The organism is Streptomyces sp. NPDC055103 (assembly GCF_053607625.1).
Genome location: NZ_JBSGTX010000092.1, coordinates 18,016 through 27,970 on the forward strand (window position 1 = coordinate 18,016; position 9,955 = coordinate 27,970).

Here is a 9,955-nt window from a genome sequence, read left to right on the forward strand (position 1 = left end):
GGCGAAGTACCTTCGGACGCGTCCTTGACCACGGTCACGGACGACGGGGCGGTGGGAAGTTCCCGGGACCACTTGACCTTCACGTCGCCGATCTTCGGAAGGCGCAGCACGCCGTCCTCGGTGATCGAGAAGCGGGCGTTGGTGGTGAAGCGGATGGACTGGCGGCTCGTCTTCTTCTTGAACTTCGGCGGCCCCATCTTCGGCCCCTTGCGGGTGCCGTTCTTGGAGGCGAAGAAGTTGGAGTACGCGGTCTCCAGGTCCCGAAGGGACTGCTGGAGCACTACGGCCGACGCGTCGTCCAGCCAGTGCCGTTCGTCGGTCTTCTTGGCGTCGGTGACGAACCGTTTCGAGATTTCCGCAGCGGTCGGGCGCCTGCCCCCCTGCTTGTAGGCGTCCTGACGGGCGCGAAGGGCGTCGTTGAAGACGACACGGGCGCACCCGAACGCCTTCGCCAGCATGATCCGTTGCGGGGCGCTCGGGTACAGCCGGAACTGATACCTGAGCTTCACGCCGATCACCGTACGACAGTTGGTTCATAGCCGACATGCGGAACATTCGTACGAGCAGGCACTGCGCGTTCGCGCTTCACGCGCACGTGGTTTTCGTGACGAAATACCGGCGCACAGTACATCGAGCAGCAGAATCGCCCACTTTGACCTGCGGGTCAGAGCAGTTCTGAGAATCGCTTCACCACCGGGCTAAAGCCCATGTGCCGTGGCGGTCAACCGCCAAGTCAGGAGGGTGAGTTCAGGGTGAAACCCCCACGGAACCTTCCGGAGCCTCACGGAGTGGGGTCGAGTGCGTCGTACCGGCGGAATCGGCGTCCGTAGAGGGCCAGGACGCCGACGGCGAGGACGCACGCGATCCCGCCGCCCGTGATGGCGACGGCCGGGGAGGTCAGGTCGGCGACGGAGCCCGCGAGGAAGTCGCCGAGCCGGGGGCCGCCCGCGACGACCACGATGAAGACGCCCTGGAGCCGGCCGCGCATCTCGTCGGGCGCGGCGACCTGCATCATCGTGTTCCGGAAGATCATCGAGACGGTGTCGGAGTACCCGGCGAGGGCGAGCAGGAGCAGCCCGAGCCAGAGGTTCCGGGTGAGCCCGAAGACGGCGATGGCGGTGCCCCAGCAGGCGACGCCGATCAGGATGGCCTGCCCGTGGTGGCGGATCCGGCCCTGCCAGCCGGAGAGGACGCCGCCGAGGAGCGCCCCGAACGCGGGCGCGGCGACGAGGAGTCCGGTGGTCTTCGCGTCCCCGCCGTACCAGAGGACGGCGACTGCCGGGAACAGGGCGCGGGGGTGGGCGAGGATCATCGCGCAGAGGTCGGAGAAGAACGTCATGCGCAGGTTGGGGCGGGTCGCGAGGAAACGCAGCCCGTCGAGGACGGAGGCCCTCTTGCTCCCCTTCCGCTCCGGGAGCATCGACGGCAGCCGCCACATCGCGTAGAGGCTCGCGGAGAAGGCGAGGGCGTCGACGAGGTACGCGGTCTGGTACCCGGCGACGCCGACGATCAGGCCGCCGAGGCTGGGCCCGACGAGCGTGCCGAAGGTCATCACCATCGAGTTGAGCGCGTTGGCGGCGCGCAGCTGCTCGGGCGGCAGGAGCCGGGGGATCATCGAGGTGCGGGCGGGCGAGTTGAGCGCGGCGCACACGGCCTGGAGGGCGACGATCCCGTAGAGGAACCAGACGCGGTGAAAGCCGGCGAACGCCGCGCCCGCGAGGGCGATCGAGAGGACGGCGGAGCCGAGGGCGCTGGCGAGGCCGAGCTTGCGGCGGTCGACGGTGTCGGCGACGGCGCCGCCGTACAGGCCGAAGACGACGAGCGGGACGAGGGAGAACAGCCCGACGAGCCCGACGGAGAACGGCGAGCGGGTGATCTCGTACACCTGGAGGGAGACGGCGAGGGCGGTCATGCCCTGGCCGACCCAGGAGACGGTGCTGCCGAACCAGAGACGGCGGTAGTCGGCGGAGGTGCGCAGCGGGGTGAGGTCGGCGAAGACCCTGCGGCGGGTCGTCTCGCCCCGGGTGGCGGTCACGCGATGTCGTACCGGAGCTCGGGGCGGGCCCAGTGGATCCGTCCGGCGGGCGGGAGGGTGCCGGTGCGGACGGCGCCGGTGCGGAGGTAGAACTCCTCGGAGGGCGGGTGCGCGACGACCCGTACGGAGGCGAGTCCGGCCGCCGCCGCCTGCGCGCTCATGTGCTCGATGAGCAGCCGTCCGATGCCGAGGCCCTGGGCGGAGTCGGCGACGAAGGCGAGGTCGAGTTCGGCCTCGTGGAGGAGGAGTGCGTAGAACCCGAGCACCCGGTCGTTCTCGTCGACGGCGACGAAGACGGGGTGGTGCTCGATGTACGCCCCGCCGACCTGGTACCCCTCGACCATGGCGGCGTAGTCGCCCCGATAGGCGCCGGATCGTCGGACGAGCCGGGTGAGCCGCTGGGAGTCCTCGGCGGTGGCGCGCCGGATGGTGATGTCGTCGGGCATGGGGCGAGTATAGGGGCGTACTCGAATATGACTCCTTACAGTTTGGTGAACGTGCCGGGCCCTCGGCTTCCTTCGGCCGCTTCGCACACGGCCTCGTCGTGCGTGAGGCCCCCGCCGTGACCGAAGGCTGTGGCGACGGCGGCCTCGCCGAGGGCGGTACGGGCCGCCGCCTCCGTACGGTCGACGTCGGCGCGCTCCGCCGGGGGCAGCGGCGCGCCCGTCGAGGAACGCAGCGCGGCCGCCGCGCCGGGCAGGAGCGCGGCGCCCCTGGCCCGGCCGGCCGGCGCGTGCGCGGAGGCCAGGCCTTCCAGGGCGAGCGCGACGGGGCCGGTCGCTCCGTGCCGCGCCGATCGTCTGGGGGGGGGCGACGGAGCGCGCGGTGCGCCACCTCCTGGAGCGGCGGCGGCCGGACGGCGGTTTCGTCTCCCGCCCGGACCAGGCGGGGCCGCGGGCCCCTCGCGTACCACGTGCCGCTCCTGACGGACGTCTGCGTCCTGCTCGGCCTCGACCACGCGCGCGCCGCGCACTCGCTTCAGGAGCAGGAGGAGAGGGCGTCCGGGTCGACGGCGTCGAGCCGGGTGGCCAGGGCGTCGAGCCGTTCCCGCAGGTCGCGGATGTCCTCCAGCGGGAGGCCGGTCGCGGCGGCGATGCGGCGCGGTACGCCGAGCGCCTTCTCCCTGAGCGCGGCCCCTTCGCCGGTCGGCCGTACGGTGACGGACCGCTCGTCCTCGGGGCTGCGGCGCCGCTCGACGTAACCGGCCGCTTCGAGCCGCTTGAGCAGCGGCGACAGGGTCCCGGAGTCGAGTCGCAGCCGCTCGCCGATGCCCTTCACGGGCAGCTCGCCGTGCTCCCAGAGCACGAGCATGACGAGGTACTGGGGGTAGGTGAGCCCCAGCTCCTTGAGCGCCTCGCGGTAGACGCCGTTGAAGGCGCGGGTCGCGGCGTGCAGCGAGAAGCAGATCTGGTGGTCGAGCCGGAGGAAGTCCTCGTCCGGGACCGTGTCGAGCGTCTCCATGGCTCCAGGATACGCGAGGGCACTTCACACGCGATTTAGTTGTGCGCAACTAAATAGTGCGCTACTAATGGAGTCACACCGCAGAGGGACACCGCCCCGAGGGCCCCGAGGACAGGAACGGAAGAACCATGGACGCGATCTACACCGCAGTCGCCACCGCCAACGGCCGCGAGGGCCGCGCCGTCAGCTCCGACGGCCACATCGACCTCCCGCTCGCCCACCCCCAGGCCCTCGGCGGCAACGGGCAGGGCACCAACCCCGAGCAGCTCTTCGCCGCCGGGTACGCGGCCTGCTTCGCCAGTGCGATGGGCGTGGTCGCCCGCCAGGAGAAGATCGACATCGCGGACGCCTCGATCACGGCCGAGGTCTCCATCGGCAAGGACCCGGCGGACGGCGGCTTCGGTCTCGCGGTGATCATGCGCGCCGAGTTCCCCGACCACCTCCAGGGCGAGGCCGGAGCGACCCTCCTGGAGAAGACGCACGCTTTCTGCCCGTACTCGAAGGCCACCCGTGGCAACATCCGGGTCGAGCTCGTCGTCGAGTAGTTTTCTGTTACTTTCCGCTGCTTTCCGCGCGCCCCCGGAGGTCACGTACCCCACCGGGGGCGTTCGCTTGTGAGTTTTCACGTTCGGGCACGGGGGATTCGTCTGCCGTACGACGGGCAGTCATGGGACGGCCGCCGGGCGGTGGCCCACGGACGCTCTCCTTGGGGCGCCCGTCGGCCGGTCCGTCCGGTCGCCGCACCCGCACCCCCACCGTTCGTACTCACCCCGGAGGGCAACTCCCCCATGACCGACATCGATCGCCGCCGGTTCCTTCAGCTGACCGGCGGCGCCGCCGCGTTCACCATGCTCTCCGAGAGCATCGCCCGGGCCGCCGCCATCCCGGCGCAGGGCACGACCGGCACCATCCAGGACATCGAGCACATCGTCGTCCTGATGCAGGAGAACCGTTCCTTCGACCACTACTTCGGGGCCATGAAGGGCGTACGGGGCTTCGGCGACCCGCGCCCCGTGACGCTGCCGAGCGGGAAACCGGTCTGGAACCAGGCGGACGGTTCGAAGGTCACGCTGCCCTTCCGGCCGGAGAGCGCCAAGCTCGGCATGGAGTTCCTCCAGGGCCTCAACCACGACTGGGCGGGCGGCCAGAAGGCATTCAACCAGGGCAAGTACGACCAGTGGATACCGGCCAAGACCAAGGCCACGATGGCGTACCTCACCCGTGAGGACATCCCCTTCCACTACGCGCTCGCCGACGCGTTCACGATCTGCGACGCGTACCACTGCTCGTTCATCGGCTCCACCGACCCGAACCGCTACTACCTGTGGAGCGGCCACACCGGCAACGACGGCACCGGCGGCGGCCCGGTCCTCAACAACGCCGAGGCGGGCTACGGCTGGAAGACGTACCCCGAGCGCCTGGAGGCGGCCGGGGTCTCCTGGAAGGTCTACCAGGACACCGGTGACGGCCTGAACGCCGCCGGCTCGTGGGGCTGGATCAACGACGCCTACCGCGGCAACTACGGCGACAACTCGCTCCTCTACTTCAACACCTACCGGAACGCCCAGCCCGGCAACCCGCTCTACGACAAGGCCCGCACGGGCACGGACGTGAAGAACGGCGACACCTACCTCGCCGACCTGCGCGCCGACGTGCAGGCGGGGCGGCTGCCCAAGGTGTCCTGGATCGCGGCCCCCGAGGCCTTCTCCGAGCACTCCAACTGGCCCTCCAACTACGGCGCCTGGTACATCGCGCAGGTCCTGGACGCGCTGACCTCGAACCCGGACGTGTGGGCCCGTACCGCCCTCTTCGTCACGTACGACGAGAACGACGGATTCTTCGACCACGTCGTCCCGCCGTACGTCCCGGCCTCCTCGGCGCAGGGCCTGTCGACCACGCCGACGGCGCTCGACCACTTCCCCGGGAAGACGGGATACGTCGCCGGCCCGTACGGCCTCGGCCCGCGCGTCCCCATGATCGTCGTCTCCCCCTGGTCCAAGGGCGGCTACACCTGCTCCGAGACCTTCGACCACACCTCGGTCATCCGCTTCATGGAGAGCCGCTTCGGGGTGCAGGAGCCCCAGATCTCGCCGTGGCGACGGGCCGTCTGCGGCGACCTGACCTCCGCCTTCGACTTCACGCGCGCGGACGCCCAGGCCGCCCCGCTCCCGCCGACCGCCGGCTACTACCCGCCGGACCGGAGCCGCCACCCCGACTTCCTCGCCACCGCCCCGGCCGTCGGCACGATGCCCCGCCAGGAGCCGGGCGGCAAGCCCACCCGCCCGCTGAAGTACGCCCCTCACGTGGACGGCACCGCGGACACCACGGCCGGCACCTACCGCCTCACCTTCAGCGGCGGGCCCTCGGCGGGCGCGCAGTTCTACGTGACCTCGGCCAACCGCACGGACGCCCCCTGGACGTACACGGCGGAGGCCGGGAAGTCGATCGCCGACGCCTGGAACACCAAGTACTCCAAGGGCCTCACCGACCTCACCGTCCACGGCCCCAACGGCTTCCTGCGCCGCTTCCGCTCCCCCGGCAAGACCGCCCTCCCCGAGGTCACCGCCCGCCACAACGCCACCACGGGCACGCTGGACCTCACCTTCACCAACGCGACGGCGGCCGACGCCCAGCTGACCGTGACCAACGCCTACGCGGGCTCCCCGCAGACGGTCCCGGTCCCGAAGGGCACGACGGTCACCCGCACCCTGGACCTGACGGGCTCCGCCCGCTGGTACGACGTGACCGTCACGACCCCGTCGAACGCGGACTACCTCCGCCGACTGGCGGGCCACGTGGAGACGGGCGCGCCGAGCACCACGGACCCGGGCATCCTCACGTACTGACCGGACCCCCACCGGCACTGACCCCGGCACCGGCCCCAGCACCTGAGCGGGGCCGGGGTCGGCGGAACCGGTCAGCGCGGCGCCCGGACCTGATCGGCTTCGGACGGCTCGGACGGCTCGGACGGTCCGGACGGCTCTGCCGGCTCGGGCTGTTCGCGGAAGGCGCGGGTGCGGGCGGCGAGCACGAGGCCGAGGGCGGCCGCGAGCGAGGCCAGCCCGCCCACGTAGAGCGCGCTGCGGGCGCCGAAGTGCGCGGCGAGCCAGCCGACGAGCAGGGCTCCCAGCGGGGTGGAGCCCTGCAGGATCAGGGTGTAGAGGGCGAGGACCCGCCCCCGGTAGCGCGGGTCGCTGCCGAGCTGGACGCGGTGGTTCGCGGCCTGGGCGAACCAGATCGCGGCGAACCCGGTGAGGACGAGCAGGACGACCGCCGCCGGATAGCCGGGTGCCCACCCGGTCGCCGTCTCCAGCACGCCGAGGGCGACCGCGGCCGTCGTCACCGTACGGCGGCTCGGTCTGCTCCGGCGTGCCGTGGTGGCGAAGGCGGCGAGCAGCGAACCGGTCGCGAACGCGGCGGTGAGCAGCCCGAACGACGCGGCGTCCGCGTGGAAGACCGTCCTGGCCAGGAGCGGGATGACGAGCTGGAAGTTCATCCCGAACAGGCCGACGAGCGCGACGAGCGCCAGACAGAGCAGCAGGTCGGGACGGCGGCGGACGTACCGCAGCCCGTCGACGACCCGCACCCGGCCCTTGGGCGGTCCGCCCCGCAGGAGCTCGGCGGGGCGCATCATCCGCAGCCCGGTCACGGTCGCCAGATAGCTGACGGCGTTCAGGAGCATCACGGGACCCGTGCCCCAGACGGCGATGAGCAGGCCGGCGAGGGCCGGGCCGAGCACACGGGCGAGGTTGAAGTACGCGGCGCTCAGCGCCGAGGCGTTGGGCAGCAGCGCCGGGCCGACCAGTTCGCTCACGAACGACATGCGGGTGGGCACCTCGACGGAGTTGACGGTGCCGAGGCAGAGCGCGAACAGATAGAGGTGCCACAGCTCCAGCGCCCCGGCGAGGACCAGGACGGCAAGGACGAGCGCGTAGGCGCCGGAGACGAGGTTGCACAGGGTGAGCAGCAGCCGCTTGTCGTACCGGTCGGCGAGCCGTCCCCCGTACAGCGTGAGCAGCAGCATCGGCGCGAACTGGAGCGCGGTCACCGCCCCCAGGGCGGTGGCGGAGTCGGCCGTCAGGGAGAGCACGAGCCAGTCCTGGGCGACGACCATCATCCAGGTGCCGGCCACCGAGACGATCTGGCCCGCCACGAAGAGCCGGAAGTTGCGGACGGCCAGGGAGCGGAAGGTGGTGCGGAGTCGTTCGCGCATCGGTTCAGGCGACCGCCGTCGGCCGCGGAGCGGGTGACGCCTCGCGCGTCGCGAGGCAGGACTCCAGGAACGCCAGCGCGCCCAGGTGGTAGGCGCGGGCCGCCCAGCCGAGGCTGACGTTGTGCCCGGCGTCGGGCTGCCGGTCGACGCGCACCAGGGGCGCGGCGGAGAAGGCCCCGGCCAGCTCGGCGAGGGACGCCTCGTCGTGCCGCCACCACGTCTCGTACTCGGCGAAGGTCAGCCGCACCGGAACCCGGACCCGCGACGCGATCCCGGGGAAGAGGCCGGGCCACGCGGAGGCGTCGGCCCGTTCCCGCGCGGGCATGGGGGCGACGAGCGCGCCGCTGGTGCGGAACGTGTTCGGGGGGTAGAGCCGCAGCGGACCCCAGTGCTTCACCCACCGGCTGCGGGCGGGGGCCCCGGAGAGCGGGGAGTCGGGCAGGTCGTCGGGTCCCACGGCGTAGCGGTGGCCGAGGCCCGAGATGTCGACACCCAGCAGCTCGGGCCCCAGGGGGTCCCCGTCCGTGTGGCCGGCGGCGGCGGTGAGCGCGACCTTGCCGCCGAAGGAATGGCCGACCAGGAAGAACCCGGCGCCCACGGCGTACCGCGAGGCGAAGTCGCGCAGGGCCGCGCGCAGCACCGGGCCCTGCTCGGCCAGGGGCAGGCCGTCGGGGAGCTGGCGGACGGAGCGGCGGTATCCGGGCCGGTCGACGGCGAGGACGGTGTAGCCGAGGCTCGCCCCCAGGGTCAGCAGGGACAGCTGGGGGCCGGCCTGGCCGTCGAAGTAGCCGGCGTTCATGCCGCCGCCGTGGACGGCCACGACGACCCCGCGGGTGGCGGTGTGCCCGGGCTCGCCGAGCAGACCGGAGAGCGTGATCCCGCCGGCGTCCAGGGTGATCCCGCGTACACCGCGGGAGAGTTGCGGGACCCGCGTCGTCATGGTGGTCTCCTTGTGGGCGGGGCGGCGGGGCGGCGGGGCGGCGGGGCGGCGGGGCGGCGGGGCGGCGGGGCGGCGGGGCGGCGGGGTGAGCCTTGGTCGTGCTGTCGGTCGGGGTCGTGATGTAGGTCGTGGTCGTGATGTCGGTCGTGGTCGTCGTACGGGTCATGGTCGCGGTCTTTGTCGTGGTCAGAGCGACGGGAGGTGGGGCTCCAGTTCGCGTACGGCGGCCGGGCCGTAGGCGGCCTCGATGCTCGTGAGCATCTCCGCGGCGGACAGCTTGTACTCCTGCGTGCCGACGACCTGGAGCACGACGGTCGCCAGGGCGCAGCCGAGCCGCGCCGCCGGTTCGAGACCCAGTCCCCCGGCGAGACCGGCGAGGAAACCGGCGCGGAAGGCGTCGCCGACCCCCGTCGGTTCGGTGGCGGCGACGGCGGGCACGGCGGCGACGCGGAGCCAGGGCAGGCCGTCCCGGCCGATGTCGACCCCGGAGGCGCCCCGGGTCCGTATCCACACCCCGGTCTGACGCAGCACCTCCTCCTCCGTCCAGCCGGTGCGCTCCTGGAGCAGGCCCGCCTCGTACTCGTTGGTGAAGAGGAAGCGGGCGCCGCGCACCAGTCGGCGCGTCTCCGGGCCGGTCAGCCGGGCGAGCTGCTGCGAGGGGTCGGCGGCGAACGGGATGCCCAGGCGCCGGCACTCACGGGTGAGGAGCTGCATCGCGCGGGGGTCGTTCGGACCCACGAGGGCCAGGTCCAGCCGTCCGGCGCGCTCCTGGGCCGAGGTGAGGGTCGCCCGGTCGGCCTCGGCCATGGCTCCGGCGTAGAAGGTGGCGATCTGGTTGTGTTCGAGGTCCGTGGTGCAGACGAACCGCGCGGTGTGGAGCGTCTCGCTGAGGTGGACGTGGGCGGTGTCGACGCCGTTGTCGCGCAGCCAGGTGCCGTACTCGGCGAAGTCCTTGCCCGCCGCGCCGACGAGCACGGGGTCCACGCCGAGCCGGGCCAGGCCCAGGGAGATGTTCGCGGCCACTCCCCCGTGGCGCACTTCGAGGCTGTCGGCGAGGAAGGAGAGCGAGACCCGGTCGAGCCGGTCGCCGAGCAACTGATCGGTGAAGCGGCCCGGGAAGGCCATGAGGTGGTCGGTGGCGATCGACCCGGTGACGGCTATGCGCATGTCAGAGACCCGCGGCCTTCTTGAGGGCGTCCACGCGGTCGGTGCGCTCCCACGTGAAGTCGGGCAGCTCGCGGCCGAAGTGGCCGTAGGCGGCGGTCTGCGCGTAGATCGGGCGGAGCAGGTCGAGGTCGCGGATGAT

The 9,955-nt window shown here is 72.1% G+C and carries 11 protein-coding genes; 3 read left to right on the forward strand and 8 right to left on the reverse strand.

Annotated features, from left to right (window positions below; translation table 11 throughout):
- Positions 1–24 precede the first annotated feature (24 nt).
- On the forward strand, positions 25–390 hold the full coding sequence (locus ACWFR1_RS36145; RefSeq protein ID WP_453559229.1) for a hypothetical protein: 366 nt from the start codon (positions 25–27) through the stop codon (positions 388–390).
- A 391-nt stretch (positions 391–781) separates the two neighbouring features.
- On the opposite strand, the gene ACWFR1_RS36150 is transcribed toward ACWFR1_RS36145, so the two are convergent.
- The 4 genes from ACWFR1_RS36150 to ACWFR1_RS36165 are packed head-to-tail and all read right to left on the reverse strand — an operon-like array spanning position 782 to position 3,496.
- Complete coding sequence (locus ACWFR1_RS36150) at positions 782–2,035, reverse strand: MFS transporter (RefSeq protein ID WP_453559202.1); 1,254 nt, start codon at positions 2,033–2,035, stop codon at positions 782–784.
- Entirely contained in the window at positions 2,032–2,481 is a 450-nt protein-coding gene (locus ACWFR1_RS36155; protein WP_453559205.1) for a GNAT family N-acetyltransferase, read from the reverse strand. The genes ACWFR1_RS36150 and ACWFR1_RS36155 overlap by 4 nt, the downstream gene beginning before the upstream one ends.
- 35 nt (positions 2,482–2,516) lie before the next feature.
- The gene (locus ACWFR1_RS36160) at positions 2,517–3,008 is read right to left on the reverse strand and encodes a hypothetical protein (protein ID WP_453559207.1); all 492 of its coding nucleotides are present in this window, start codon (positions 3,006–3,008) and stop codon (positions 2,517–2,519) included.
- A gap of 5 nt (positions 3,009–3,013) precedes the next feature.
- The gene (locus ACWFR1_RS36165) at positions 3,014–3,496 is read right to left on the reverse strand and encodes a MarR family winged helix-turn-helix transcriptional regulator (protein ID WP_453559209.1); all 483 of its coding nucleotides are present in this window, start codon (positions 3,494–3,496) and stop codon (positions 3,014–3,016) included.
- A gap of 128 nt (positions 3,497–3,624) precedes the next feature.
- On the opposite strand from ACWFR1_RS36165, the gene ACWFR1_RS36170 reads away from it, so the two are divergent.
- On the forward strand, positions 3,625–4,041 hold the full coding sequence (locus ACWFR1_RS36170; protein WP_453559212.1) for an organic hydroperoxide resistance protein: 417 nt from the start codon (positions 3,625–3,627) through the stop codon (positions 4,039–4,041).
- A 243-nt stretch (positions 4,042–4,284) separates the two neighbouring features.
- Positions 4,285–6,342 carry a phosphocholine-specific phospholipase C gene (locus ACWFR1_RS36175; protein WP_453559215.1) on the forward strand — a complete coding sequence of 686 codons (2,058 nt, stop codon included), beginning with the start codon at positions 4,285–4,287 and terminating at the stop codon, positions 6,340–6,342.
- Between the two features lie 71 nt (positions 6,343–6,413).
- Here the strand turns inward: ACWFR1_RS36175 and ACWFR1_RS36180 are convergent, their stop codons facing one another.
- The 4 genes from ACWFR1_RS36180 to ACWFR1_RS36195 form a co-directional block, all read right to left on the reverse strand.
- Positions 6,414–7,709 (reverse strand): MFS transporter, encoded by a 1,296-nt coding sequence (locus ACWFR1_RS36180; RefSeq protein ID WP_453559218.1) that lies wholly within the window; start codon positions 7,707–7,709, stop codon positions 6,414–6,416.
- Positions 7,710–7,713: 4 nt separating this feature from the next.
- Positions 7,714–8,649, reverse strand: coding sequence for an alpha/beta fold hydrolase (locus ACWFR1_RS36185; RefSeq protein ID WP_453559220.1), 936 nt, complete (start codon positions 8,647–8,649; stop codon positions 7,714–7,716).
- Positions 8,650–8,835: 186 nt separating this feature from the next.
- Positions 8,836–9,816 (reverse strand): carbohydrate kinase family protein, encoded by a 981-nt coding sequence (locus ACWFR1_RS36190; protein WP_453559223.1) that lies wholly within the window; start codon positions 9,814–9,816, stop codon positions 8,836–8,838.
- A 1-nt stretch (position 9,817) separates the two neighbouring features.
- Positions 9,818–9,955 (reverse strand): methionine adenosyltransferase domain-containing protein (locus tag ACWFR1_RS36195; RefSeq protein WP_453326421.1); only part of this gene is annotated, 138 nt, incomplete at its 5' end.